21 protein-coding genes and 1 tRNA gene are annotated in these 26,045 nt (G+C 64.3%); 11 read left to right on the forward strand and 11 right to left on the reverse strand.

The window, feature by feature from the left end; translation table 11 throughout:
- Positions 1-638 precede the first annotated feature (638 nt).
- The 5 genes from LL962_RS08415 to LL962_RS08435 all read left to right on the forward strand — a co-directional run bounded on the left by LL962_RS08415 (position 639) and on the right by LL962_RS08435 (position 4,703).
- A complete protein-coding gene (locus LL962_RS08415) occupies positions 639-1,094 on the forward strand; it encodes a hypothetical protein (protein ID WP_228316569.1) in 456 nt (151 codons plus the stop codon).
- A 67-nt stretch (positions 1,095-1,161) separates the two neighbouring features.
- Entirely contained in the window at positions 1,162-1,662 is a 501-nt protein-coding gene (locus LL962_RS08420; protein WP_228316570.1) for a hypothetical protein, read from the forward strand.
- A 12-nt stretch (positions 1,663-1,674) separates the two neighbouring features.
- The gene (locus tag LL962_RS08425; protein ID WP_228316571.1) at positions 1,675-2,964 is read left to right on the forward strand and encodes a retropepsin-like aspartic protease; all 1,290 of its coding nucleotides are present in this window, start codon (positions 1,675-1,677) and stop codon (positions 2,962-2,964) included.
- A 96-nt stretch (positions 2,965-3,060) separates the two neighbouring features.
- Positions 3,061-4,263 (forward strand): homoserine O-acetyltransferase MetX, encoded by a 1,203-nt coding sequence (metX, locus tag LL962_RS08430; protein ID WP_228316572.1) that lies wholly within the window; start codon positions 3,061-3,063, stop codon positions 4,261-4,263.
- Between the two features lie 173 nt (positions 4,264-4,436).
- Positions 4,437-4,703 (forward strand): DUF1294 domain-containing protein, encoded by a 267-nt coding sequence (locus tag LL962_RS08435; protein ID WP_228316573.1) that lies wholly within the window; start codon positions 4,437-4,439, stop codon positions 4,701-4,703.
- A gap of 49 nt (positions 4,704-4,752) precedes the next feature.
- Here the strand turns inward: LL962_RS08435 and cydC are convergent, their stop codons facing one another.
- Positions 4,753-6,429: a thiol reductant ABC exporter subunit CydC gene (gene cydC / locus LL962_RS08440; protein WP_228316574.1), complete on the reverse strand. Its 1,677-nt coding sequence runs from the start codon at positions 6,427-6,429 to the stop codon at positions 4,753-4,755.
- Positions 6,426-8,138 carry a thiol reductant ABC exporter subunit CydD gene (gene cydD / locus LL962_RS08445; RefSeq protein ID WP_228316575.1) on the reverse strand — a complete coding sequence of 571 codons (1,713 nt, stop codon included), beginning with the start codon at positions 8,136-8,138 and terminating at the stop codon, positions 6,426-6,428. The genes cydC and cydD overlap by 4 nt, the downstream gene beginning before the upstream one ends.
- A 177-nt stretch (positions 8,139-8,315) precedes the next feature.
- Here cydD and LL962_RS08450 point away from each other — a divergent pair, with 177 nt between their 5' ends.
- The 5 genes from LL962_RS08450 (at position 8,316) to LL962_RS08470 (ending at position 12,768) form a co-directional block, all read left to right on the forward strand.
- A complete protein-coding gene (locus LL962_RS08450) occupies positions 8,316-9,914 on the forward strand; it encodes a cytochrome ubiquinol oxidase subunit I (RefSeq protein ID WP_228316576.1) in 1,599 nt (532 codons plus the stop codon).
- Positions 9,915-9,930: 16 nt separating this feature from the next.
- Positions 9,931-11,082 carry a cytochrome d ubiquinol oxidase subunit II gene (cydB, locus tag LL962_RS08455; RefSeq protein ID WP_228316577.1) on the forward strand — a complete coding sequence of 384 codons (1,152 nt, stop codon included), beginning with the start codon at positions 9,931-9,933 and terminating at the stop codon, positions 11,080-11,082.
- Between the two features lie 88 nt (positions 11,083-11,170).
- Positions 11,171-11,281 (forward strand): cytochrome bd-I oxidase subunit CydX, encoded by a 111-nt coding sequence (gene cydX / locus LL962_RS08460; protein WP_104586970.1) that lies wholly within the window; start codon positions 11,171-11,173, stop codon positions 11,279-11,281.
- 60 nt (positions 11,282-11,341) lie between these two features.
- A tRNA-Pro gene (locus LL962_RS08465) sits at positions 11,342-11,418 on the forward strand.
- A 123-nt stretch (positions 11,419-11,541) separates the two neighbouring features.
- Positions 11,542-12,768: a CynX/NimT family MFS transporter gene (locus LL962_RS08470; protein ID WP_228316661.1), complete on the forward strand. Its 1,227-nt coding sequence runs from the start codon at positions 11,542-11,544 to the stop codon at positions 12,766-12,768.
- Here LL962_RS08470 and LL962_RS08475 read toward each other — a convergent pair.
- Entirely contained in the window at positions 12,749-14,665 is a 1,917-nt protein-coding gene (locus LL962_RS08475; protein WP_228316578.1) for a CocE/NonD family hydrolase, read from the reverse strand. The two genes, LL962_RS08470 and LL962_RS08475, sit on opposite strands and share 20 nt — an antisense overlap.
- 319 nt (positions 14,666-14,984) lie before the next feature.
- Here LL962_RS08475 and LL962_RS08480 point away from each other — a divergent pair, with 319 nt between their 5' ends.
- Positions 14,985-17,393: a glycosyl hydrolase family 95 catalytic domain-containing protein gene (locus LL962_RS08480; RefSeq protein WP_228316579.1), complete on the forward strand. Its 2,409-nt coding sequence runs from the start codon at positions 14,985-14,987 to the stop codon at positions 17,391-17,393.
- A gap of 216 nt (positions 17,394-17,609) precedes the next feature.
- Here the strand turns inward: LL962_RS08480 and LL962_RS08485 are convergent, their stop codons facing one another.
- From LL962_RS08485 to LL962_RS08520, 8 genes are all read right to left on the reverse strand, one after another.
- Positions 17,610-18,854, reverse strand: coding sequence for a glutamate-5-semialdehyde dehydrogenase (locus tag LL962_RS08485; protein ID WP_104586967.1), 1,245 nt, complete (start codon positions 18,852-18,854; stop codon positions 17,610-17,612).
- Between the two features lie 160 nt (positions 18,855-19,014).
- Positions 19,015-20,172, reverse strand: coding sequence for a glutamate 5-kinase (proB, locus tag LL962_RS08490; protein WP_228316580.1), 1,158 nt, complete (start codon positions 20,170-20,172; stop codon positions 19,015-19,017).
- An 11-nt stretch (positions 20,173-20,183) separates the two neighbouring features.
- The gene (locus tag LL962_RS08495) at positions 20,184-20,444 is read right to left on the reverse strand and encodes a YciI family protein (protein WP_228316581.1); all 261 of its coding nucleotides are present in this window, start codon (positions 20,442-20,444) and stop codon (positions 20,184-20,186) included.
- Positions 20,445-20,481: 37 nt separating this feature from the next.
- Positions 20,482-21,777, reverse strand: coding sequence for an argininosuccinate lyase (locus LL962_RS08500; protein WP_228316582.1), 1,296 nt, complete (start codon positions 21,775-21,777; stop codon positions 20,482-20,484).
- A 109-nt stretch (positions 21,778-21,886) separates the two neighbouring features.
- On the reverse strand, positions 21,887-22,840 hold the full coding sequence (gene argC / locus LL962_RS08505) for an N-acetyl-gamma-glutamyl-phosphate reductase (protein ID WP_228316583.1): 954 nt from the start codon (positions 22,838-22,840) through the stop codon (positions 21,887-21,889).
- The gene (locus LL962_RS08510; protein WP_104586962.1) at positions 22,837-23,448 is read right to left on the reverse strand and encodes a GNAT family N-acetyltransferase; all 612 of its coding nucleotides are present in this window, start codon (positions 23,446-23,448) and stop codon (positions 22,837-22,839) included. The genes argC and LL962_RS08510 overlap by 4 nt, the downstream gene beginning before the upstream one ends.
- A gap of 4 nt (positions 23,449-23,452) precedes the next feature.
- Positions 23,453-24,796, reverse strand: a complete 1,344-nt coding sequence (locus LL962_RS08515; protein WP_228316584.1) for an acetylglutamate kinase — start codon at positions 24,794-24,796, stop codon at positions 23,453-23,455.
- A gap of 49 nt (positions 24,797-24,845) precedes the next feature.
- The gene (locus LL962_RS08520; protein WP_228316585.1) at positions 24,846-25,976 is read right to left on the reverse strand and encodes an acetylornithine deacetylase; all 1,131 of its coding nucleotides are present in this window, start codon (positions 25,974-25,976) and stop codon (positions 24,846-24,848) included.
- Between the last annotated feature and the right edge of the window lie 69 nt (positions 25,977-26,045).

Raw genomic sequence — 26,045 nt, forward strand, 5'->3', positions numbered from 1 at the left:
TGTGGTTTCGTCGCCACCTGAATTAACCAATACGTCTGACCGAATCGGCAAGTCATCGCACAGTCTTTTCGCATCGTCATCGCATTTGGATCGCCCCAATACATCCTTTGAGGAGCAAGTCACAAAGAAGCGAGAGCCGGACAGATATTTCGTAGGCGGAGTGAAAATGCATGATGACAACAATATAACTACAAGGAAGACCGCAAAAAATCTAATGATTACGCTCATAATATTTTGACCACTGATTTCAAAGCAATGAATCTAGTTAATTGATATTCAAAATATATCAGAACATGCCGAATCATTGCAGACACTAACCAGCCATGTGAAATGAGAGGGTTTATTAAGAACTATCAGCAACGAATCATACATCACTGCCTGTGTCACCGTCGCATCCTATAATTACCATCTCGCACTCTATTCAGTTTTGTGTAGATGTCGCGACAAATACGCTAAGTGTGATGAATGTCGCAAAAAGTATGGAGCGCATCAGATAGCCTCTGTCTCGCTGTTCGCGACGCGAGTGATACTTAGCAGTATAAAATCAAGTGGGCTATTAGTGTAAAGTTTCGAAGCTGAAGTTCAACGCCAAGAAGTCAATCAAACGCTAGCACGCTAATCAAAGGAGTTAGATTGCAATGGATATGAATAAAACTCATTCACGTAGAAAAATACTTGCTTTAGGCGCCGCATCGTTAACAGGTATAGTTCTGGCAACTTTGCCGTCCGTCTCTTTAGCACTATCCAGTTCTGAAAGGCCGCAAAAACAACTGTTCCCTCGCGTAGCCAAGCCTAGGGGTCTACTGATGAAAGTTGAGTCAATTGACCCTCATGCATCTCCTAGAATTGGCTCCCAGCTTCTGAGGGTTGACTTGAACGATATCGTTAATATCAGTGAGAAGACAAACATTCCTGGCAATTACTTTTTTGATATCTCCACAGAGCAAGTGTCGCCTATAAGCTACTGGAATTTTACCTTAACAATTTACAACGTTTTAGGCGAACCTCTCGCGAGTTCTACCACTGACGAACATGGAATCGTGACATTTCAAGACCAAAATTTGAGATTTTACTTTTCAGGGGCCTACGGCTGATTTTTATATAGCTTTAATTTAGTCTAACTTAGCACATCCGAACACCGACGCGACAAGGAGAGTTCTCGTGGCAGAAATAACTAGTAGAATTTTAAGAGACGAATACGGCAACCCCATTGGCGGTGAAGTCGATATAAGGAACGATGTATGGACCTGGGGTGGAGCGGCTAAGACGAGTGAGGGGATGATCTATGTCGAAAACAACTCGTATTTCAAAACTCGGGTTCAGTATGACACTTCTACTGGAATCCTAGGGAGCGTTAGTAAGTCAACGAAGGTTGGACCTTTCACGTTCACGGGTGTTGTAAACAGCAACGGAATAATGACAGGAAGCGCTGAGGCCACCTTCGGCAACAGTTCGGTGATTGTTACGCCAAGCATGGCCACGTATGGATATAAGGCTCCTTTGGGTCCGGGTACTATCTCAGCCAAACTAAGTACGGACAATTCGTGGCGTTTGGAATTTGGCGCTACTGGAAGTGGCTGGTCGCGCTACAATTTCAGCGGCGGGTATGCCTCTTCCTCAGGTTACTTCTTCAATGCGAGTATTTTTTCTATTGGCGCATAGTTAATATATTCCATGGTGAAATTTTTCATTGCGTTGTTCGCCCTCCTTGCCTGGTCTGATGGCTGGGCACAGGAGAGCTCTCTGGTTCTCAATCCCACGTTGGATTCCGCCGACCTAGCTATGAGGTCAGGCGATCTCTCAGCATTAGATTTCATGCTAGTCAAAGAAACAAGCAGTCTGTCTAGAATGGAGATGCTGAAGGCTTACGTTGCAAGAGTTCGCGGCGACATCAGCAATTCTGACATACATGCCGCTCGTTGCGCTGATATCGCCAGGCGGTCTTTGCAGAATGATTACAACATCAACTTCAAGTGCAAAAGCTTACTTGCCGGCAATGCGGTGATTAGAGGGGATTACCCTAAATGGTCGACCCTGATTCATTCTGCAACCAGCGATGTCGAGGAGTTTGTGCGGAAAACCGTGCTTTATGAGGCACCTGGTCAATACACCAAAGATGTCGAAATTCTTGCGCCAGCCGCTGTTTCTGTTCCGCGAATCGAAAGTAAAAGCCCAAGATTTTCCATCGATAAATCCGAAGCTCGTATAGAGAGAATATTTCGCAGCGAGAATCCGTTAGAAGAAAGCGAACCGTTTAGGGTAAAGGCGGAGATAAACGATATCACTGCTGATTTTGCTTTCGATACCGGCGGATCGGCAACCGTCATCGGAGGCAAAACTGCGCACGCGCTAAAGCTTTCCCCCAAAAAAAATAGCGGACATATCCTTTATGATCTGGTTTTCGAAGATCGCCAAATTGATGTTTTTTTTGCGCATATCAAAAGCTTTAAACTTGGCGCCTTTACAGCCACGGACATAACTGTTCTTGTAAGCAATGACCCTTCGGTGGAAAATGTGATTGGGCTCGATCTCATACAAGGCATGGGTCAATTTAAAATTTCATACTCACAAATTAATCTTCGTTCCAGCGACGCATGCAGTAATGACTTACGCATAGCGTCAGACTTGTTCGGCGGAACGAAATTTATCATGGGCCCAGTTGAAATTAATGGCAAAGAAGTGCTGGCGGACATTGACACAGGAAACGGCGAACAGCTTGTCGTGTACGAATCCGATCAGCTGCACAGCCCAGTTGAAGCGAGTGTCCAAGGATTGCCTTTTAAAAAACATCCAAAACTAAAAAAAAATAATGGCATTGGCTCCACCTACAACCTTGGCAACGACATATTAAAATATTATGACATGACCATTGACGTAAAGAATGCGCGTTTCTGCCTAGACAGGGCATTGCAAAGCATTGAACCGTTCCGGAATTCCGGGAGATTCCAATTTTTGAAAAGATAGGGGCATGAGTAAGACGAAGTATTCACTACAAGTGAGTAAGCTGGAAATTTCGCGGGTGCGGGAGCATCAGCGCGCAGTGCCGGATAGAATTGCGGCATGACCGAATTCATCCCCCCTGGCACGCTGTTCCACGCCCTGCCCTCGCCGTTTCCGATGAAGCGCGGTGGCGCCCTGTATCAGGCGCGTATCGCCTATGAGACCTGGGGCACGCTGGCGGCCGATCGCAGCAATGCGCTGCTGATCGTCACCGGGCTGTCGCCCAATGCGCATGCGGCCGCCACCCAGGCCAACCCGGAACCGGGCTGGTGGGAAGCGATGCTGGGGCCGGGCAAGCCGATCGATACCACGCGCTGGTTCGTGATCTGCGTCAATTCGTTGGGCAGCTGCAAGGGCTCGACCGGTCCGGCCTCGATCGACCCGGCCACCGGCGAGCGCTATCGACTGCGCTTTCCGGACCTGTCGATCGAAGACGTGGCCGACGCTGCGGCCGACGTGGTGCGCGCGCTGGGCATCGAGCAACTGGCCTGCCTGATCGGCAATTCGATGGGCGGCATGACCGCGCTGGCGCTGCTGCTGCGCCATCCCGGCATCGCGCGCAGCCACATCAACATCTCCGGCAGCGCACAGGCCCTGCCATTTTCCATCGCCATCCGCTCGTTGCAGCGCGAAGCCATCCGGCTGGATCCCAACTGGAACGGCGGCCACTACGACGATGCCAGCTACCCTGAATCGGGCATGCGCATGGCGCGCAAGCTTGGCGTGATCACCTATCGCTCGGCGCTGGAATGGGATGGCCGCTTCGGCCGCGTGCGGCTGGATTCCGAACAGGCCGACGACGACCCGTTCGGTCTGGAATTCCAGGTGGAAAGCTATCTGGAGGGCCACGCGCGTCGCTTCGTGCGCTTCTTCGATCCCAACTGCTATCTGTATCTGAGCCGTTCGATGGACTGGTTCGATCTGGCCGACTACGCCGAGCCGGCTCCGAGCGCACAGACGCCGTTGGCTGCGGCCCGCAACGCCAGCGCGCCTGTTGGCAACGCATCGGCAAGCCAGGGCGCCAGCGATGGCCAGGTACTGGCCGGCCTGTCGCGCATCCGCATCGCGCGCGCGCTGTCGATCGGCGCCAATACCGACATCCTGTTCCCGGTGCAGCAACAGGAACAGATCGCCGACGGCCTGCGCGCCGGTGGCGCGGACGCCCGCTTCATCGGCCTGGATTCGCCACAGGGCCACGACGCCTTCCTGGTGGACTTCGCGCGGTTCGGCCCGGCGGTGCGCGACTTCCTGGACGCCTGCTGATTGCCAGATCCGCATCCCGATCGAGATCGCGTTCCTCGCAGTCCGCAAGCGGCAAGCCGACTGGACCGGGATCCCGATCGAGGCCGACCACCAACCGCCTGCTGCCGCGCCGGCTGCTGGCTGGTCTGTTTGCCATCGGGGTGATGGCCTTACTGCTGACAGGTCGCCTGCCGATGGCGATTGCGCTCTGGTACGCGGCCACCAGCATCGCGGCACTGATCGCCTATCGGCTGGACAAGACCGCCGCCACGCATGGCCGCCGCCGCACGCCGGAAGCGACCCTGCACGCCATCGCCCTGCTCGGCGGCTGGCCCGGCGCCTTGCTGGCGCAATCGCTGTTCCGGCACAAGACCGTCAAGACCTCGTTCCAGATCGCGTTCTGGATCAGCGCGATCGCCAACGCCGCGGCACTGGCCTGCGCGGTCTCCCTGGCGCCATGATCGGCATCCACGGCGGCGTGCTCGCGCAACCCGCACCGGAAAGCCGCCATCAGCCCATCGGCTCCAGCACTCCACCCTGCATGCGGTAATGCCGGTGCACCACACCGGCAGGCACGCTGTCGTGGGTGATCATCACCAGGCTGCGCTCGCCGAGCGCTGCGGCCAGATCGAGTAACAGCGCGTGGGCGGTATCCACATCCAGCCCGTCGGTGGGTTCGTCCAATAGCAGGATGGGGGCATCGCGCAGCAGTGCGCGCGCCAGCGCCAGCCGGCGTGCCTGCCCGGCGGATAGCGTGGCGCCGTTCTCGCCCACCCAGGTGTCCAGCCCGTTCTGCGCGCCCGCCCAGTCGCGCAGACGCACCTGGGCGAGCACAGCCCATAGCGCGGCGTCGCTGGCGGTGGCGTCGCCGATCAGCAGGTTCTCGCGCACGCTGCCGGCAAACACCGGGGCATGCTGCGGCAGCCAGGCGATGCGCCGATGCCATTGCGCCTGCGTGCACTGTCGCAGATCGATGCCGGCATAGCTGACCTGCCCCGCCTGCGGGTCCCACAAGCGCAGCAGCAGCGCCGACAAGGTGCTCTTGCCGCTGCCGCTGTCGCCGCTGATGGCGATGCGCTCGCCGGGTGCCAGGGTCAGGTCGAGCCCATGCAGCACCGGGCGCACGCCACCAGGCCAGCTGAAGCACACCTGCTGCAACTTCAGCGTGCCCGTGCGCGGCACTTCGACGGGCTGCAGCGGATCGCTGACCGACGGCGCCTGATCGACGATGGCCTGCAGCCGCCCGGCGGCCACACGCGCGCTCTGCAACGCCTGCAGCGCAAGCCCCGCGCCAGCCCATACTTCCAGCAAGGCTATGGTCAGAAACACCAGCGCGGCGGCCAGTTCGGCGCTGATCGCCCCCTGCTCGGCGGCGCGCAATGCCAGCCACAGCATGCCGGCCAGACCGATTCCGCCGCAGACCGCATGCAACAGGTTGCCGGCGATCAAGCGCCGACGCTGCATGCGGTCGCCGTCCACCAGCGCCGCAGCGGCCGCATCGACCTGTTGCAGCCATGCTGCCTGGGCCTCGACCGCGGCCAGATCCGCCGCGCCTTCCAGGCCTTCGAACGCCTGCGTACGCAACTGCATGCGCTGCTGCGCGCGCAGCCGCTCGCGCTGCGCACCGCCACGCGCCACCTGCCACGGCACCAGCCCGCCGATCGTCGCACCCAACGCCAGCAGCAACAGCGCCGCAGGAGGATGGATCAGGGCAGCGGCCACCACGCCGGCCACCCAGATGCCCAGCAGTGCCGCCAGCGGCGCCAGCGCACGCACGCTCACGCCATCGACCTCGCCGATGTCGGACATCAACCGCGCCAGCAGATCGCCGGTCCGCGTGGCCGACAGGCGCCCCGGTGCCAGCGGCAAGGCGCGGCGGAAGAACCACACGCGCAGATCGCGGGCGATGCGCAAGGTGGCATCGTGGCCGATCAGTTTCTCGCCGTAGCGCGACGCGATGCGCGCGAACGTCAGCGCGCGGATACCGGCCGAGGGTGAAAAGAAATTGAAGCCGGCGCCCATGCCGACCACGCCGGCCAGGGCCGCGGCGGTCAGGAATCCACCGGACAGCGCGAGCAGACCGACGCCGGCCAGCAGGGTGACCAGCACCAGCAGCGCCGACAACGACAGGCGCCAGGCGTGCCGGGCGAACACATCGCGCAGCCGATCGTGGCGTGCATCGTTCATGGCAGCTCCGCTCGCACCGTCGCACCCTGCAGATCGATCACGGTGTCGGCCCACGCCATCACCGCGGTGCTATGCGTGGCCAGCACCAGCGCGCGCCCGCGCGCGAACGCGCCCAGCGTGCGCAGCAGTTCCGCTTCGGTAGCGGGATCGAGAAAGGCGGTGGGTTCGTCCAGCAGCAAGACCTCCGGTTCGCGCAACAGCAGCCGCGCCAGCGCGACGCGACGCGCTTCGCCACCGGAGAGTCCGAATCCACGTTCGCCGATCAGCGTGTCCAGTCCGTCCGGCAACTGCGCGGCGAAGCGCATCACCTGCGCGGCCTCGGCCACGGCATGCAGCCGCGCATCGCTGGCCTGAGGATCGGCCAGGCGCAGGTTGTCGGCGATGCTGCCGTGGAACAGGTACGGCCGTTGCGTGGCATAGCCCACGCGCGTGCCGGGGCGCAGGATGACGCTGCCCGCCTCCGGACTCAGCCAGCCGGCCAGGCCTTCCAGCAGTGTGCTCTTGCCGCTGCCGCTGGCGCCGATCAGCGCCACCCGTTGCCCGGGTTCCAGCACCAGGGAAAACCGCTCGACCACCAGCTGCGGCGCGCCGGGAGGACGCAACGCCAGTTCGCGCGCCTGCAGCAAGGGCATCTGCGCCTGCGCCGCCTCGGCCGCAGCAGGCAGCGGCAGTGCGACGGCGATGGCGGCGTTGTCCGCAAACCCTTCCAGCAAGCGCTCGGACTCGGCCACCGCGGCCAGCGCATTGGCACGGTCGTGGTAATGCGCTGCCAGCCGCCGCAAGGGCGCGAAGAACTCCGGCGCCAGCAGCAGGCAGAACATGCCGGCGCCCAGCGTGGGGAGCCCGTGCAGATCGAGCATGCCCAGATAGCTCAGGCCGAAGTACAAGGCCACGATCGCCACGCTCACCGAGGCGAAGAACTCCAGCACCGTGGACGACAGGAACGCGATACGCAGCACCTTCAGCGAGCGCTCGCGCACGCCCTCGGCCGCGGCGGCAATACCGCTCAATTCGTCCTGGCCACGGCCATACACGCGCAGCAGGCCCAGGCCCTTGAGCCGGTCGGCGAAATGCCCGCCCATGCGTGCCAGCGCGCGCAGCTGCTCGCGCCCGGCCGCCTCGGCGCCCCAACCCACCAGCATCATGAAGAACGGAATCAGCGGCGCGGTCAGCAGCAAGACCAGGCCCACCACCCAATCGACCGAGAACACCGCGATCAGGATCAGCGGCGGCACCAGCAGCAGTTCGGTCCGTGCCAGCTGGTAGCCGACGAAGTAGCCCTCCAGCGCATCGGTATGCGCCAGGCTCAGTTCGCCCAACTCGCCACTGCGTTGCCGGCGCAGCCACACCGGCCCGTGCTGCACCAGGCGCCGGGCGATGCGCGCGCGTAGTGCGCGCTTGGCTACATCGGCCACCTCGCCGGTCAGCGACTGCGCCCAGGCCGTGAGCAGCGCACGGCCGAGCAAGGCCAGCAGCAGGCCGGCGCCCACCTCGCGCAGTTGCACCAGCGGCAGGCGCTGTACCAACACCGCCTGCAGCAACCAGGCGATGGCCGCTGCCTGCGCCAGCAGCAGTAAGCCCGACACTGCCACCGCCACGCCGGCCAGCAGGCGTGCACGCCTGGCCGGTGCGGCGAGCGCGTCCAGCCATTGGCCGCGCTGGCGACGTTGGGCGGGCGTTTCGCTGGCTGCTGCGCTGGGCTGACTCACATCGCGTTCCGAAGACTGCTCGTTGGCGGCGATTGTAGGCCGCCTGCTTCCCTTACCGGGACGGACAGTGTGCCGCAGGGTTTGCGGGCCGCATTGATCTGGATCAACGCGCATGGCGCGGCAAGCGCAGATGATGCGCCCACTTCATTGATCGCCAACCAACCAGGCCATCCCGCCATGATCGACTCGACAGTTGTCGAACTGTCGCGGCTGCAGTTCGCAGTCACCGCGATGTACCACTTCATCTTCCCACCGCTGACCATGGGGCTGTCGTTCCTGCTCGGCATCATGGAGAGCGTCTATGTCATGACCGGCAAGCCGATCTGGCGGCGCATGACCATGTTCTGGGGCGTGCTGTTCGGCATCAACTTCGCCATGGGTGTGGGCACCGGCATCGTGATGGAGTTCGAGTTCGGCATGAACTGGTCGTACTACAGCCACTACGTGGGCGACATCTTCGGTGCGCCGCTGGCGATCGAAGGGCTGATGGCGTTCTTCCTGGAAGCGACCTTCCTGGGCCTGTTCTTTCTCGGCTGGAACCGGCTGGGCAAGGTGCAGCACCTGATCGTCACCTGGCTGGTGGCGCTGGGCAGCAATTTCTCGGCACTGTGGATCCTGATCGCCAACGGCTGGATGCAGCACCCCACCGGCGCGGTGTTCAACCCGGACACCATGCGCATGGAGGTGGTGGATTTTGTCGCGGTACTGTTCAACCCGGTGGCGCAGGCTAAGTTCGTGCACACCGTCAGCGCCGGCTATGTGCTGGGCGCGGTGTTCGTGATGTCGATCAGCGCGTTCTACCTGCTGCGCGGCAGACACCTGGACATGGCGCGCCGTTCCTTCGCGGTGGCGGCAGCGTTCGGCCTGCTGTCGTCATTGTCGGTGGTGGTGCTGGGCGACGAAAGCGGCTATGCGGCCAACGAGCACCAGAAGATGAAGCTGGCGGCGATCGAGGCGATGTGGGAGACCGAAGCCGCACCGGCCGACTTCACCGCCTTCGGCATTCCCAACCAGCAGACCCATCGCAACGATTATGCGCTCAAGATTCCGTACCTGATGGGGTTGATCGCCACCCGTTCGCTGGATACGCCGATCCCCGGCATCATGGAACTGGTGGAGCGTGCCGAGCATCGTATCCGCGGCGGGCAGATCGCCTACGGCGCATTGCAGCGCATCCGCGCCGACAGCAACGATGCCGAGGCGCGCAAGGTCTTCGACGCACATTGGCAGGACCTGGGCCACGGCCTGCTGCTCAAGCGCTATCGCGACGACATCGGCAACGCCACGCCCGAGCAGATCGCGCAGGCGGCGATGGACACCGTACCGCGCGTGCTGCCGCTGTTCTGGACCTTCCGCATCATGGCCGCCATCGGGATCTACCTGATCGTCTTCTTCGTCGTCGCATTCTGGTTTGCGTGCAAGCACAGCTTCCAGGAAAAACGCTGGTTCCTGACGCTGGCGGTATGGACCTTGCCGCTGCCCTGGATCGCGATCGAATGCGGCTGGTTCGTGGCCGAGTACGGCCGCCAGCCATGGGCGGTGGAAGGCGTGCTGCCCACTTTCTACGCGGCCTCGGGGCTGGATCTGTACGAGATCGTGCTGACCCTGGTGGGCTTCACCGCGCTGTACACGACGCTGTTGGTGATCGCGATCAAGTTGTCGTTGAAGACCATCCGCAAGGGTCCGGATGCATTGTTCCCAGCTGGCCCAACACACAACGCACCCGTACGCAACGCAACCCTCGGCACCGGTGCCGTCGCCGGCAGCGCGCCGTAACCGAAGGAGAGACCTCATGGATTTCGTTTTGCTCGACTACGCCAGCTTGCGCGTGATCTGGTGGCTGCTGCTGGGCGTGCTGTTGTCCGGCTACGCGGTGATGGGCGGCTTCGATCTGGGCGTCAGTACCCTGCTGCCGCTGGTCGCCCGCAACGATGCCGAACGCCGGCTGGTCATCAACACCATCGGCCCGGTCTGGGAAGGCAACCAGGTGTGGCTGATCCTGGGCGGCGGCGCGATCTTCGCCGCATTCCCGCCCTTGTATGCGGTGAGTTTTTCCGGGTTCTACCTGGCGATGTTCGTGATCCTGTTCGCGTTGATCCTGCGCCCGGTAGGCTTCAAGTTCCGCGGCAAGCTGGCCGATCGACGGTGGCGCGACACCTGGGACCGGGCCTTGTTCGCTGGCGGCTTGGTGCCGGCATTGATCATGGGCGTGGCAGTGGGCAACGTGCTGCTCGGAGTGCCGTTTCATTTCGACGACAGCATGCGCACGCATTACACCGGCAATCTGCTCGGCCTGCTGACACCTTTCGCGCTGCTGGCCGGTCTGCTCAGCGTGACGATGCTGCTCGCACACGGCGCAGCGATGCTGGTGCTCAAGACCGACGGCCCGGTGGCCGAGCGTGCTGCGCGTGTTGGCAGCATCGCGGCGCTGTGTGCAGTGGCGCTGTTCGCATCTGCAGGTGCGTGGGTGGCGCTCGGCCTGCCCGGTTATGCAGTGACATCGGTGCTGGCAACCGATGCGCAGACCAATCCGCTGGCCAAGACTGCCGCGCTCACCGCCGCCGGTGGCTGGCTGCACAACTACAGCAGCATGCCGGCCACGCTGCTGGCACCGACGGTCGGCCTGCTCGGCCTGGCAATGAGCGCGTTGCTGTTGCGTGCGCGACGCGGCGGACTTGCCTTCATCGCCTCCGGCAGCGCCATCGTCGGCATCGTCTTCACCGTGGGCTTTGCGCTGTTCCCGTTCCTGCTGCCCTCCTCCACCGTGCCCAGCGCAAGCCTGACCTTGTGGGATGCATCCAGCAGTCGTCTTACGTTGTGGATCATGTTGTTGGCTACTGCCGTGTTCATGCCGATCGTGCTGGCGTACACCAGCTGGGTGTATCGCGTGCTCAAGGGCAAGGTCACCGACGATGCGGTCACGGCCAATCCCAACGCGTACTGAGCGTCGCGGCAGCAATCGCAGTGCCTGCGCTGCCGTTGCCGCACCGCGCGCCACCATCATCCTGTTCAACGATTCGAGGAGCACACCAATGTGGTACTTCGCCTGGATTCTCGGCACCGGCCTGGCGGCACTGGCCGCCGTGCTCAACGGCATGTGGTTCGAAGCACGCGAGCCGGAGCGTGGCCGACCGCCGCAGTGAAAAAAGTTGCATCGGATGCTTGCCGATTCCGCATTCCCTATGTAACATACGCGGCTCCTTCGGGGTGTAGCTCAGTCTGGTAGAGCGCTACGTTCGGGACGTAGAGGTCGCAGGTTCGAATCCTGTCTCCCCGACCAGTTTCAAAACACAAACCGGCCTCGTGCCGGTTTTGTGTTTTCAGGCGCCGCTGCACGGATGTGCACGGTGCGGACGGTCTTTGCATGTCTGTTGTCACTGCCACCGCCTCTCCGTCCGCCCAGTTGCGTGGTCGCGGCCTGGTGCTGGCCGCCATCCTGCTTTCGGCGTTCAACCTGCGCACTGCGGTCACCTCGCTGACGCCGCTGCTGGAACGCATCGCCAACGAGTACACCTTCGGTGCGCCGACCATGGGAGCGCTCGGCATGTTGCCCACTGCCGCGTTCGCATTGACAGGCGTCGCGACGCCTGCGGTGCTGCGCCGCGCCGGCCTGCTGCGCACTGCCCTGCTGTCGATGGGGTTGGCCACGCTCGGACTGGTGCTGCGGCCACTGTTGCCAGGCACTGCCGGGCTGCTGGTCGGCTCGCTGGTGGCGCTGGCCGGGATGGGCATGGGTAATGTGGTTCTCCCTCCGCTGGTGAAACGCTATTTCGGCGACCGCGTGGGCCGGGTCAGCACGCTGTACATCACCGTGCTGCAGATCGGCACCCTGCTGCCGGCATTGCTGGCAGTGCCGGTGGCCGATGCGCTGGGCTGGCGCAGCTCCATGGTGGTCTGGGTGTTGCCGGCCTTGTTGGCGTTGGCGGCCTGGGCACTGGTACAGCTGGGACACGGGCGGTTGCGCGCCACCGGGCCGGCGCCCGTCACCCCGACCCCGGAAGCCGAAGGCCGCGTTGCCCGCACTGCCCTGGGCTGGAGCATGGCAGTGACCTTCGGCATGACCTCGCTGGTGACCTATTCGATGTTCACCTGGCTGCCCACGCTGCTGCGCGAAGCCGGCGCTTCGCCCGCATTCGGCGGCACCATGGTGGCGCTGTTCTCCGCACTGGGCATGGTGGGTGCGCTGGTCATGCCGGCGTTGGCGGTGCGCATGCGCAACCCGTTCCCGATCGTGCTCGTCTGCGCCGCCTGCCATCTGCTGGCATTCGGCGGGCTGTGGTGGGCACCGCTGGCAGCACCGGTGCTGTGGGTGACCCTGCTCGGGCTGGGACCGAGTACCTTCCCGCTGGCGCTGGTACTGGTGAACCAGCGCAGCCGTACCGCCGCCGGGTCGGCCGCGCTGTCCGGGTTCTCGCAGGGCATGGGCTATGCGATGAGCTGCCTGGGCCCGTTCCTGTTCGGTTGGCTGCATGCGCACCGCGGCGGTTGGACCTACCCGTTCGTGTTCCTGGTGATCTGCATCCTGATCCAGTTGGCGGCCGCCTGGGTGGCCTGCCGCCCGCAAGTGCTGGAAGACAGCTGGGCGCCGCCAGCACGCGGCGCCCGCGCGATCAGCGCACCGGTAGAGTGATGTAGCTGGGCTGTTCGGGCGTGACGTAGATGCGTTGGGTGGCCTTTCGATACTCGCCCGGCTTGGCGAAGAAGATGTTCGGCACGTAGGTCTGCGGGTTGCGGTCGTACAGCGGGAACAGGCTGGACTGCACCTGCACCATCACCCGGTGGCCGGGCTGGAAGGTGTGGTTGGCCGTGGGCAGACCGAACTCGAACGCCAGCGGCTGGTTCGGCGCCAGCGGCTTGGGCGTGCTGAAACTTTCGCGGTAGCGTCCGCGAAAGATCGCCAGCGATACCGGCAACTCGTAGCCGCCCATCTTCGGATCGGAGGCCATCTCGTCCGGGTACACGTCGATCAGCTTCACCACCCAATCGCTGTCGCTGCCGCTGGTGGAGGCCTGCAGATGCACCTGCGGCGCACCGGCGATCTGCAGCGGCGCGGTCAGCCGCTCGGTGACGAAGGTCAGTACATCCGGGCGCCCATCCACGAAACGCTGATCGTGCACCAGCCAGGTGGTCCACATGCTGCGGTCGCCGAAATCCACCGGGCGCGGCACGAACGGCACCGGCTTGGCCGGATCCGACACGTATTCTTCGAAACCCGGCTGCCCGGCGACCGGTGCCTGAAACGACAACTTGCCGCCAGCCTGCAGATACAAAGGTTTGCTCGCCGAGGTGCAGCCCTTGTCGCAGCTGCGGGGCCAGGCCTGCAGGCGGTCCCAGCGGTTCGCGCCGGTGTCGTAGATGAACACGGGCGGCGTGGTGGCCTTGGGCGCGCCATCGACCAGGTATTGGTCGAAGAACGGGCGCAGTACATCGTGACGGAATTGCCGCGCGGTGTCGCCATCGAAGTTCAATGCGCCCAGCGAGGTGCCGTCGTAGTTCACCTGGCTATGCCGCCACGGGCCCATCACCAGATAGTTGAGGGTGTTGCTCTTGTCGCGCGGCTCCATCGCCGCATAGCTGTGGATCGCGCCCCACATGTCTTCCTGATCCCACAGCCCCTGCAGCCACATCGTGGGTACCTTGAGCGGCGTGCGCGCCATCACCTTGTCCAGCGCCTGCTCCTGCCAGAACGCATCGTAGGCGGCGTGTTCGGTGAGCTTGTGCCACCACGGCAATTGCTCCAGGCCGGCGGCCTTGGCGAAGTCGCCGGCCGAGCCGGCCTGCAGGAAATTGCTGTAGTCGTCATGCCCCTGGCGCGGGATGCCGGCCCCCTTGCCACGCTTGCTGAGCTGTCCGGTGAAGTAGTCGAAATTGACCTGGCGAAACGCGCCGTAGTTGAACCAGTCGTCGCCCATCCAGCCATCGATCATCGGGCTTTCCGGTGCGGCCACCTTCAACGCCGGATGCGGATCGGTCAGCGCCATCACCACGGTGAATCCTTCGTAGGACGAGCCGATCATGCCGACCTTGCCGTTGGATTCCTTGACGTTCTTCACCAGCCAATCGATGGTGTCCCATGCATCGGTGGCGTGGTCCACGTCGCTGGGGTTGAGCGGGCCGCGCAGCGGCCGGGTCATCACGTAGTCGCCCTCGGAGCCGTACTTGCCGCGCACGTCCTGAAACACGCGGATGTAGCCGCCTTCCACGAAGACGTCGTCGCCGGGCGGCAGCAGATCCTTCATATGCGGCGAGGCCAGGCGCTCGCTACGGCCACTGGCGTCGTAGGGCGTACGCGTCAGCACCATCGGTGCGTTGCGCGCACCCTTGGGCAGCACGATCACCGTGTGCAGCTTGACCCCATCGCGCATCGGGATCATCACCTCGCGCTTGATGTAGTCGTTGGCGGCGTCGCTTGCCACGAACGGTTTGCCGGTGATGTCCGGCGTCATCGGCGAGGTCTGGGCGAAGGCGCTGCCGCTAGCGATGGCTGCGACAGCGGTGGCGAGCAGGCAGGTGGCAAGGCGGCGCATGGAATCTCCGGCAGCAACAGTGGGCGGGATGGTCAACCGTGGCAGCGTAGGCACAGACAACCTGCGTGCGGGAGTGTCGAAGGTACCGGGTAGGCCACGCGCGGCGAGCATGCGATGCGGATTGACTGCCCCCCGACGCTCGAGCTGTCCTGAAAAGACCGCGCCGTGCTTTGCGTAGCTTGCCTGCAAGTCTTCGATCGACGCGCACACGCCAGCCGCAAGCCAGGCAAACGTCAATTCGTGGGGCCGACAATCGCGTGCTTCCGCGGGGGCGGCAGATGCTTTACAAGGTTCGTTCCCGATTGCAGCGACTGTTCGTATGCGCGACACCTCACACGGCTGCGCCAACCTGCACCGCCGACGCCTGCTCGCCCACGTCGGCGCGGCCGCACTGTTGCCCTTGCTCGGCCGTGCCGGTGGCGTGTACGCCACCACGCCACCGTTGCGCCCTAGCCGTTCGCCGCTGCTGCCCCCTGAGCATGCACTGCGCCTGCCCTATGCCGCGCCTGCCGCCGATGCCCAACTGTTGCGCGATGGACTGCCGATCGGCAATGGCCAGCTCGGTGCGCTCTGCGGCGGAATGCCGGCCTGCGAGACGCTGTTCGTTTCCGAAGGCAGCCTCTGGTCGGGCGGCAGCAACGCAGTGCTGCAGGACGATGGCCAGTTTGCGTACACCAAAGAAGAGTTCGGCAGCTTCACGCTGCTGGCCAAACTCTTCGTGGAACTTGAAGGGCATGCGCAGGCGCAGGTCTCCGATTACCAGCGCGAACTGGACATGAGCAACGGCTGCGTGCGGGTGCGCTATCGCATCGGCGACACCCGTTATACCCGGACGCTGTTCGCAAGCCACCCGGACGCGGCCATCGTGTTGCGCCTGGACTGCGAAGGCACCGGAAGACACCGTGGCCGCATCCGCCTGGTCGATACGCATGCCGGCGCCGTTTGTGCCGATGGCCACGCCGGGTTGCGCTTGGACGGCAAGCTCGATAACGGCCTGCGCTATGCCGCAGCGCTACGCTTGCACGGCGACGATGGCAGGCTCGATACAGGCGACGGCAGCCTGCAGTTTCAGGACTGCAGTGGCCTGACCATCGTCGTGTGCGGCGCCACCGACTACGCCGCCGACGGCGCATGCGGTTGGCGCGATGCCACGCGCGACCCGCTCACGCTGGCGCGCCACCGCGCACAGGCCGCCGCATCAGTGCCCGCCGCGCTGTTGCTGGACACCCATGTCGCCGATCACCGTGCGCTGTTCGACACATTGCAGGTGGAGCTTGGCCATTCCAGCGATGCGCAACGTGGTCTTGATACCTGGCAGCGGATCCAGGCACGCGCCGCCGCGCCTACGCTCCCAGATCCGGAACTGGAGGTGGCCTATCTGCAGTTCGGCCGCTATCTGACCATCGCGGCCTCGCGTGATGGATTGCCGACCAACCTGCAGGGCTTGTGGCTGGAAAACAACGACCCGCCATGGATGAGCGATTACCACAGCGACGTCAATCTGCAGATGAACTACTGGCTGGCAGATCCTGCCGGGCTGGGCCCCTGTGTCGATGCACTGACACGCTATTGCCTGGCGCAACTGCCATCCTGGACACGCATCACCCAGACCCACTTCAACGACCTGCGCAATCGTTTCCGCAATACCTCCGGCAAGATCGCCGGCTGGACCGTGGCCATTTCCACCAATCCGTTCGGCGGCAACGGCTGGTACTGGCACCCGGCCGGCAACGCGTGGTTATGCGACAGCCTGTGGCAGCACTACGAATTCACCCAGGACCGGAACGACCTCACGCGCATCTATCCGCTGCTCAAGGGCGCCTGCGAATTCTGGCAGGCGCGCTTGATCGCAATGGAAGTCACCGATGCCGACGGCCGCACCCGCCAGTGCCTGGTCGACGACCATGACTGGTCGCCCGAGCATGGCCCGGAAAATGCGCGTGGCATCACCTATGCGCAGGAACTGGTGTGGACCCTGTTCGGGCAATACCGCCAGGCCAGCGCCCTGCTCGGCCGCGACGCCGAGTACGCCGCCACCATCGCCACCCTGCAGCAGCGTCTGTACCGGCCGGAAATCAGCCCGCTCAGCGGCCAGTTGCAGGAATGGATGTCACCCACCGATTTGGGTGAAGCGCAGCACCGGCACCTGTCGCCACTGATGGGCTTGTTCCCCGGCCATCGCCTGCATCCGGATCTGGCGCCGCCCGCGCAGGTGGAGGCGGCGCGCAAACTGTTGGAAGCGCGTGGCATGCACAGCTTCGGCTGGGCCTGCGCATGGCGGGCGCTGTGCTGGGCAAGACTCGGCGATGCAGAGCGCGCTTATGCGCTGGTGCTCACCAATCTGAAGCCCTCGATCGGTCACAGCAACGGCACCGCACCCAATCTGTTCGATATCTACGATCTCAGCCAACACGGCGACCCCACCCTGGGCGGGGTGTTCCAGATCGATGCCAACTTCGGCACCCCGGCGGCAATGCTGGAGATGCTGCTGTACTCGCGCCCTGGCCAGATCACGCTGCTGCCCGCCCTGCCCAAGGCCTGGGCCGCACAAGGCCGCGTCGCAGGCCTGCGCGCACGCGGCGGCTTCGTGGTGGACATGGCATGGCGCGACGGCGTGCCGACGCAGATCAGCGTGCGCAGCGTTGGTGGCACCCGCACCCGCATTGCCTGGAGCGGGCAAGCCCACGACATCACGCTAGCGCGGGGAGAAGTGCGGCGCGTGTTGTGAGCCCCGATGCGGTGTGACGGCAGCGCCTGGGGCGTGGCGCGGCCCCAGTGCGGTATGGCGTCGCACGCAAAACGCGCTGCAGGGCGATAAGGCGCGCCTTGCAAGATTTCCGCACTGCGGCAGTACCGGTATCGGCATGCATTACCTGCTCACGCCGATCCTTCACGATGCAGGCAGACACCGCCGCTGGCTGCTCGCTGGGGTGTTCCAGCCTTGCTAATGCCGCACCTGACCTTCGCCGCGCACCACGAAGCGCTCCACGGTCAGCGCCTCCAGGCCCATCGGCCCGTAGGAATGCAGACGCGTGGTGGAGATGCCGATTTCGGCACCCAGGCCGAGTTCGCCACCGTCGGAGAACCGCGATGAGGCGTTGACCATCACCACCGCTGCGCGTAGCGCCTGCACGAAGCGCTCGGCATTGGCGGCGTCCTGCGTCGCGATCACTTCGGTGTGGTCCGAGCCGTGCACCCGGATATGCGCGATCGCGGCCTCCAGATCCGGCACCACCCGAATGGCCAGGATCAGGTCGAGAAATTCCGCGGCGTAGTCGTCGGCACTGGCAGGCGCGGCCTCCGGCACCAGTGCGCAGGTAGCCGCATCGCCGCGCAGCTCCACCTTGCGTTCGCGCAAGGCCTGCGCGGCCAGTGGCAGAAAGCGCCCGGCGATGTCTGCATGTACCAGCAGGGTCTCCAGCGCATTGCAGGCCGATGGGCGGCTCGCCTTGCCGTCGACCAGCAGGCGCACTGCCAGCTCCAGATCCGCCGACGCATCCACAAACAGATGGCACACGCCCTTGTAGTGCTTGATCACCGGCACGCGCGCATGCTCGGCCACGAAGCGGATCAGGCCTTCGCCACCACGCGGGATCGCCAGGTCGACGATGTCGGTCAGCTGCAGCAGCTCCAGCATGGTTTCGCGGCGCAGGTCCTGCACCAGCGTCAATGCCGCTTCAGGCACATCGGCCGCGCGCAAGGCACGCTGCAAAGCCTGCGCGATCGCGGTGTTGGAATGGATCGCTTCCGAACCGCCCCGCAGGATCACGCCATTACCGGCCTTGATGCACAGCGCCGCCGCATCGGCGGTCACGTTGGGGCGCGCCTCGTAGATCATCGCGATCACGCCCAGCGGCACGCGCACCTTCTGCACGCGGATACCGTTGGGGCGGATGTCGTCGCGGGTGACCTGGCCGACCGGATCGGGCAGCTGCGCCACCTCGCGCAGCGCGGCGGCGATGCCGGCCAGGCGCCGGTCGTCCAGTGCCAGCCGATCCAGCATGGCCGTGCCGGTGCCCTTCGCGCGCGCAGCGTCGAGATCGCGCACGTTGGCAGCCAGGATCAGCGCGGCATCGGCTTCCAGCGCGGCCGCCATCGCCTCGAGCAGATCCTGCTTGGCCTGCGCGGACAGTTGCGAAAGCACCTGCGCGGCATCGCGGCACTGCAGGGCTAGGGATTTGATGGTCATTGGGGGGCCGGGATTGGGAAGTCGGGATTGGGAATTGGCAAAAGCGGAAGACACCGCTCTATCACCATAACGGAATCATTGGCGGGGACACGGAGGCAATGCTCGAAAAACGCGGCGCGCATGCGTTTGCGAATCCCAAATTCCGACTCCCCAATCCACGCTACAAAAGCACCAAATCATCGCGATGCACCACGTTCTCGCCGTAGCTGTATCCCAACACGCCGTCGATCTCGCGCGAGTGGCGGCCTGCGATGCGGCGGATATCCAGGGCCGAGTACTGGCTGACCCCGCGCGCCAGACAGCGTGCTCCGCCGGCATCGCGCAGGTGGATCTCCACCATGTCGCCACGGCGGAAATCGCCCTCGGCACCGGCGACGCCACCCGGCAGCAGCGAGGCGCCCTTGTCGCTGAGCGCGGTGGCCGCTCCGGCGTCGATCAGGATCGCGCCCGGCTCCACCGGGGCGTGACGCAGCCAGTACTTGCGTGCGGCGATACGCGTACGCGCGGCGTGGATGCGGGTGCCGCGCAACCGGCCCTGTGCCAGGCCACGCACCACCTCGCCGCTGCGGCCGTTGAACAGATAGGTTTCGATACCGGCCGCACCGGCCTTGGCGGCGGCTTCCAGCTTGGTGCGCATGCCGCCGGTGCCCACGCTGCTGCCGCTGCCGCCGGCCATCGCCATGACCTCGGGAGTGAGCTCGGTCACCTCGTCGAGCGGACGGGCCAATGGATTGCTGCGCGGATCTGCGCTGTACAGCCCGTCGATGTCGGTGGCGATGAACAAGGCATCGGCATCCACCAACGCCGCCACGATCGCGGCCAGGTTGTCGTTGTCGCCCAGCTTGAGCTCGTCCACCGACACGGTGTCGTTCTCGTTGATCACCGGCAACGCGCCCAGCCGCAGCAGCTCGCCCAGGGTGGCGCGCGCATTGAGATAGCGGCGGCGGTTGCGCAGGTCGTCATGAGTGAGCAACACCTGCGCCACCGGCCGTTCGAAGAATCGCTGCCACAGCGCGATCAACTGCGCCTGGCCCAGCGCCGCCAGTGCCTGCCGCGCCGCGATCGGTGCGCCGACATCGGGTGCTTTCGGCAAGATGGCACGGCCAGCAGCCACAGCGCCCGACGACACGATCACCAACTCGCGCCCGGCCGCCAGATTGGCCGAGACGAACTGCGCCAGCCCCAGCGCAAAGCGCGGCGACAGGCCCCCGCCATCGGCGGCGAGCAGGCTGCTGCCCACCTTGAGTACAGCGCGTCGCCACGGCGGCAGCGCCTGTTCGACGAACGGGGAGACGGCATCGGCAGCCGGCAGGGTCATGGTCGCGGCCTTTAGCGGATGATCCATTCGTGCACGGTGAGCTCGGAGGCTTGCAGGGTCGCCAGCGGATCGGTGGCAGCGATGGCCTGCGCCTGCGCCAGGTTGTCCACATTGCACAGCACATAGGCACCGCCGCTGCCGTCGGTGAACCCGCCGGTCAAATGCAGCCTGCCCTGTGCGCGCAGTGCATCGAGGAAGTCGCGATGCGGTTGGATGGCGGCATCGTCGAAGCTGGGCAGGCGCATGGCCAGGACCAGATAGAGCGTGGTCATTGCCCGGCGTCCTCAGCGTCAGCAGCGATCCACGCGCTCATCGGAGCGCCTGCCAGCGGGCACGCAATGCATCCAGCTGCAGGTCCGCCGCCGCACCGGGCGACACGCGCGCTGCCAGGCTGCCTTCCGGCGTGCGCCCCTGCCCTGCCGTATCGGAGGCTTCCGCCGCGGCCTTGTAGGCCTCGCGAAACGGCACGCCGGCCACCGCCGCTTCCACCGCCACATCGGTGGCATACATGCCCGAATCGATCGCTGCGCGCAGCTTGTCCGGGCGCCATTCCAGATTCGCCAACAAGGCGGGCAGCAGTTCCAGCGCTGCCAGGCCGCGGCCGAAGCCGTGCACGATGGCGCCCTTGCTGCTCTGCAGATCGCGGTGGTAGCCGGACGGCAGCGACAGCAATTGTTCGATCTCCGTGCGCGCTGCCGCCACGCTGGCATGGGTGGCGCGCATCAATTCGATGACATCGGGGTTGCGCTTGTTCGGCATGATCGAACTGCCGGTGGTGTATTGCGCCGGCAACGCCACGAAGGCGAATTCGCCGCTGGTGAACAGCGACAGGTCCCAGGCGATGCGGCGCAGATCCAATGTGGCGCTGCCCAGCGCTTCGAGCGCGGCCAGTTCGTACTTGCCGCGCGAAAGCTGCGCATAGATCGGAGAGACCTGCAGGCGTGCAAAGCCCAGTTCGGCGGTGGTATGCGCGCGGTCCAGCGGCAGATTCACGCCATAGCCGGCGGCGGTACCGAGCGGATTGCTGTCCACCAGTGCCAGGGTGGCGGTCGCACGCACGGCGTTGTCGATGAAGGCTTCCGCCCAGCCGGCCCACCACATGCCCGCCGAGGACACCACCGCCCGTTGGATATGCGTGTAGCCGGGCACCGGCAATGCGGCCTCGGCCTGGGCGCGGTCCAGCGCCACCTTGGCGATCTCGCCGCTCAGCTCGGCCACGCGCTGCAACTTGTCCTTCAACCACAACCGCGTGGCCACCAGGATCTGGTCGTTGCGGCTGCGACCGGTATGGATCTTGCGGCCGGCATCGCCCAGCCGCTCGGTCAGGCGCGCCTCGATGGCCGAATGGCAATCCTCGTACTGCTCGTCCAGCACGAATGCACCGCTGCGGAAGTCGTCGGCCAACAGCGCCAGCTCGCGCTCCAGGCCGGCCAGCTCCTCGGCATCGAGGATGCCGATGTGTTGCAGCCCCTGTGCATGCGCCGTGCTGGCGGCAATGTCATGCAGGAAGAATTCGCGGTCCAGGATCACGTCGTCGCCAGCCAGGAAGGCCTGGATCTTGGCGTCCACCGCCACACCGGTTTTTTGCCACAACAGATTGGTCATTGGGGGTCCTTTTTGCGGGACCCGGGACCCGGGACCGGGAACCCGGAAAGGCAGGAGCATTCGCCCTTGCTTCTCCGGGTCCCGGGTCCCGGGTCCCGGGTCCCGGGTATCACAACGGAATTGCCATCAATTCGTCCCAGCCAAACGCCAGGTTGAGGTTCTGCATCGCCTGCGTCGCCGCGCCCTTGAGCAGGTTGTCCAGCGTCGCCACCACCACCACCCGCTTGTTGCCGGGCGCCAGGGTGATGCCGCCGATCTGCACGCCGTGCCGGCCGGCGATGCGGCTGACCCACGGCGCTTCGTCCACCAGCTCGATCAGCGGCTCATCGGCATAGCGCTGCGCATAGCGTGTCTGCAGCTGCTCGCGCGTCAGCGGCTGCTGCAGCCAGGCATTGACGGTCATGGTGATGCCACGAAAATGCGGCGCCACGTGCGGCATGAATTCGACCGGTACGCCGAGCTGCGTGGACACCTCGCGCTCGTGCATATGGTCGGTCAATGCGTAGGGCATCAGGTTGTCGGCGAGCAGCGCGGGATTGTTCTTGTCCGACGGCGTGGTGCCGGCGCCGGAGTAGCCCGACACACCAAAGCACTGCGGCGGGCCGGCCAACTGATCCAGCAGCGGCGCAATCACCAGTTGCATCGCGGTGGCGTAGCAGCCAGGGTTGCTGATGCGCTTGTGTCCCGCGTAACGGCCGCGGGTGAGCTCGGGCAAGCCGTAATACCAGGCAGGATCGAAGCGGTAGTCGGCGGACAGGTCGATCACCAGTGTCTGCGGCCTGGCGGCATCGATCGCGGTCACGAACGGCGCGGCCTTGCCATTGGGTAACGCCAGAACCACGACATCGGCGGCCTTGGCCGCCACCGCCTCGGCATCCAGGTTCTCGTAGCGCAGTTCGCCGCGATAGGCATCGTTGTGATCGGCCACCGCCTGCCCGGCCAGTTCGCGCGAGGACACGAAGATCAATTGCAGATGCGGGTGCGCCGCTACCAGCTTGATCAGTTCCGAACCGGTATGCCCGCGGGCACCGACAATGCCGATGGTCGTTGTTTGAGCAGTCATGCGTTTGCTTCCAGGCGGAACTGCAGGTGGCGTTTGACCCCGGCCCATTCCGTATCGATGATGGAGAACACCACGGTGTCGCGCGGCGTGCCGTCGGCGTGGCGGGTGTGATTGCGCAGCACGCCGTCCTGCTTGGCACCGAGCCGCGCGATTGCCGCGCGCGAGGTGTGATTGAACCAACTGGTCTCGAATACCACGCTCAAACACGCCAGTGTGTCGAAGGCGTGTTGCAGCAGCATCAGCTTGGTCTCGGTGTTGACGCCGCTGCGCTGCACGCGCGGTGCGTACCAGGTGTAGCCGATCGACAACCGCGGTACCGCCGCATCCAGTGCGTAATAGCGCGTGCAGCCGACGATGTCGCCGGCCACATCGCGCACCACCAGCGGCAATGCCGTGCCTTCGGCGTGCGCTTCCAACGCGGCGGCGATATAGGTATCCACCTGCGCCGGGGTCGGCACGCCGGTGTACCACAACCGCGAGAGCGCGCCATCGCCCAGCGCAGCGCGTATGCCATCGGCATGTGCAGCCTGCAGAGGCTCCAGCGTCGCATGCCTGCCGCGCAGGGTCGGCAGTTGACTCCAGGACGGTGGCAGCGCGGCCTGTGTCACCGGCTCAGCCCAGCAAGGTCGGCTGGCGCGTCGCGCAATGCGCCACGCAGTGCTGGATCTGCGCGAAACTCTCCAGCCCGTACCAGAACACCTTCCACTTCTCCTGCTTGATGCAGCCGTCGGATTCGGCGTAGTAGAAGATGTTGACCTGATTGTTGTGCCGCGAGCGCCAGAACAACTGCGGGGTCTCTTCGCGCATCACGTTCCACACTGCCCGCCCGAGGCCTTCGCCCTGCGCATCGTCGAGCACGGCGAACTTGTCCAGATAGGTCAGGCGGCCTTCGCCGAGCTGGCCTTCGTCGGTGAGGATGACCGCGGCGCGATAGTTTTCGCTGACATAGGCGCGCAACAGCGTGGTGTTGGAAAAATAGTCGGGCACCAGGGTACGGCCGAAGCTGGATTCGATCAGCGATCTGAGCCGCGGCAGATCCAGTTCGTCCCAGGACGTGGCGCGCAGCACGCGCTCGCCACGCCGTACCAGGGTGCCGGAACCCTTGTGGGTGAACAGTTCCTTGGCCAGATCCGCCGGCCGGGTGATCGACACCGACGATTCCAGCGGCAGCCGGTCGAGCAAGTCCTTGATCTGCTCGATCTTCACCCGCATGCCGCCATTGATCCACGGCTGCTGCATCAAATGGTCGTACTCGGTGGACAGGTTGATCGAATCGATCAGCTTGCCATCGGCATCCAGCAGGCCGCCGGTGCCGGTGAGGAAGATGATCTTGTACGGCTGCAGCTCCTGCACCAGCTCGTTGGCGGCAAAGTCCGCGTTGACGTTGAGGATCTGCCCGCTGGGCGTTTCGCCCAGGCTGGTGATCACCGGGATCGAGCCTGCCTGCAGGCTGGCTTCGATCGGCGCCAGGTTGACCGCCTTGACCTCACCGACCAGGCCGTAGGTCTCGCGGTCCAGATACTGCGCCTCGAACACGCCGCCGGTGATCGAGGTGGCGCGCGCGCCGTTCTGCTGCAACGCTTCGACCAGCTTGAGGTTGGAGGCCTGGAACACCTTGCGTACGATCGCCAGCGCTTCCGGCGAAGTCACCCGCAAGCCGTTGACGGTGTGCTTCTCGATGCCGGCCGCCGATAACTCGGCGTCCAGCTGCGGGCCGGCACCGTGCAGCACGATCGGGGTCAGCCCTACTTCCTGCAGAAACGACAGCGACGAGGTCAGCGCCTCCAGATCGTCGCGCAACACCGCGCCGCCCACCTTGACCACCGCAAAGCGTTTGGCGTCGAGTTGCGAAAACCGCTTGAGGTACTGGCTGATTTCCTTCGCGCTGGCCATGCTCGAAAGCAGGCGCACGATGGTCTGGCGGGTCTGTTTGTGGGGCTGTGCTGGGAGGGACATTGCGGTGATCGTGGGGAGGAATGGCCGCGCCTGGACGCGGGAGACAGGCTCAGTGCGAGCCGTTGATGATGCGACGCACCGATTCGGCGTAACGCTGCAACTGCTCCAGCGTCACGAATTCGTCGGCGGTATGCGCCTGGGCGATATCGCCCGGCCCATAGACCAGCGCGGTGTAGCCGCCGGCCGAAAACAGCGAGGCCTCGGTCCAGAAATCCACGGCATTGCCGATCGGCAGGTTCAGCGCGTCGGCCACATCGCGTGCAGCCAGGCGGCGCTCTTCGGCACGCGCAATGTCGCCCGACGGCAGGCTCGGCCCACGAAAGGTTTCCTCGAAATGCGCTGCGGCAGGATCGGCGAAGCCGGCGAAGCTCGCCAGCAGGCCATCCACATCCATCGACGGCAGCGGCCGGAAACCGAAGCGCAGCTCGGCCTCCGGCGCGATCATGTTGGCCTTGATGCCGCCATCGACACGCCCGATGTTGAAGCGCAGCCCGGTCAGCCCGCCGAAGCGTGCATGTGCCAGCGCCTCGACATGGTCCAGCGCCTTGCCGCCCCAGCGCATCGCCTGATGCAGCGCGCTTGCTGAAGGGTCCTGCTTGCCCGACGCATGCCCGGCGCGACCGGCAAAGCGCATCAGCACCGAACTGATGCCACGATGGGCGAGCACCGCTTCGCTCATGGTCGGCTCGGCGACCAGCACCGCTTCGAATACCGGGACCCGGGACCCGGGACCCGGGACCACAGGGTGGGCGGCCAGAAACGCCGCGATACAGCGCGGATCGTTGGCTTCTTCGTCGGAGGAAAACAGGAACGCCGCGTCGCCGTCGCCGGCATTGGCCGCCGCCACCAGCGCCGCCGCTGCGCCCTTGATGTCGCAGACACCCAGACCGATCACGCGGTCTTCGGTACGCCGCATCACGTGTGGGTCGGCGCTCCAGTGCGGCGAATCCGGCACGGTGTCCAGATGCACGTTGAACAGGTAGCTGGGCTTCCCGCGTACCGCGTAGAGGCTCACCGCCCCGGCACCGTGGTCGATCACCTCGACCTGGAATCCCGGCAGCTGCGCACGCAGATAATCGAAGATGCCACCTTCGGCAGCGATCGCACGCGGCGGATTGCGGGTGTCGAAGGACACTAGCGCCTGTAGATGCGTCAGTGTGTTGTCGAGCAGTGTGGTCATTGATCGCGTCTTATTGCGTCGGCAGCGTGTGGGTGGACTTCTTGATTGCGTCAGACAGCGTGTGGTCTG

This window comes from Xanthomonas sp. NCPPB 1067 (assembly GCF_020783795.1).
Taxonomy (GTDB): domain Bacteria; phylum Pseudomonadota; class Gammaproteobacteria; order Xanthomonadales; family Xanthomonadaceae; genus Xanthomonas; species Xanthomonas melonis.

Bases quoted from the DNA above. Each gene is read 5' to 3' on its own strand.
- metX (WP_228316572.1), top strand. From the start codon at position 3,061: ATGACCGAATTCATCCCCCCTGGCACGCTGTTCCACGCCCTGCCCTCG.
- LL962_RS08520 (WP_228316585.1), bottom strand. From the start codon at position 25,976: ATGACCACACTGCTCGACAACACACTGACGCATCTACAGGCGCTAGTG.
- proB (WP_228316580.1), bottom strand. From the start codon at position 20,172: ATGACCCTGCCGGCTGCCGATGCCGTCTCCCCGTTCGTCGAACAGGCG.
- LL962_RS08495 (WP_228316581.1), bottom strand. From the start codon at position 20,444: ATGACCACGCTCTATCTGGTCCTGGCCATGCGCCTGCCCAGCTTCGAC.
- cydB (WP_228316577.1), top strand. From the start codon at position 9,931: ATGGATTTCGTTTTGCTCGACTACGCCAGCTTGCGCGTGATCTGGTGG.
- cydC (WP_228316574.1), bottom strand. From the start codon at position 6,429: ATGAACGATGCACGCCACGATCGGCTGCGCGATGTGTTCGCCCGGCAC.
- LL962_RS08475 (WP_228316578.1), bottom strand. From the start codon at position 14,665: ATGCGCCGCCTTGCCACCTGCCTGCTCGCCACCGCTGTCGCAGCCATC.
- cydX (WP_104586970.1), top strand. From the start codon at position 11,171: ATGTGGTACTTCGCCTGGATTCTCGGCACCGGCCTGGCGGCACTGGCC.
- LL962_RS08435 (WP_228316573.1), top strand. From the start codon at position 4,437: ATGGCGATTGCGCTCTGGTACGCGGCCACCAGCATCGCGGCACTGATC.
- LL962_RS08415 (WP_228316569.1), top strand. From the start codon at position 639: ATGGATATGAATAAAACTCATTCACGTAGAAAAATACTTGCTTTAGGC.
- argC (WP_228316583.1), bottom strand. From the start codon at position 22,840: ATGACTGCTCAAACAACGACCATCGGCATTGTCGGTGCCCGCGGGCAT.
- LL962_RS08485 (WP_104586967.1), bottom strand. From the start codon at position 18,854: ATGACCATCAAATCCCTAGCCCTGCAGTGCCGCGATGCCGCGCAGGTG.
- LL962_RS08450 (WP_228316576.1), top strand. From the start codon at position 8,316: ATGATCGACTCGACAGTTGTCGAACTGTCGCGGCTGCAGTTCGCAGTC.
- LL962_RS08480 (WP_228316579.1), top strand. From the start codon at position 14,985: ATGCGCGACACCTCACACGGCTGCGCCAACCTGCACCGCCGACGCCTG.
- LL962_RS08515 (WP_228316584.1), bottom strand. From the start codon at position 24,796: ATGTCCCTCCCAGCACAGCCCCACAAACAGACCCGCCAGACCATCGTG.
- LL962_RS08425 (WP_228316571.1), top strand. From the start codon at position 1,675: ATGGTGAAATTTTTCATTGCGTTGTTCGCCCTCCTTGCCTGGTCTGAT.
- LL962_RS08500 (WP_228316582.1), bottom strand. From the start codon at position 21,777: ATGACCAATCTGTTGTGGCAAAAAACCGGTGTGGCGGTGGACGCCAAG.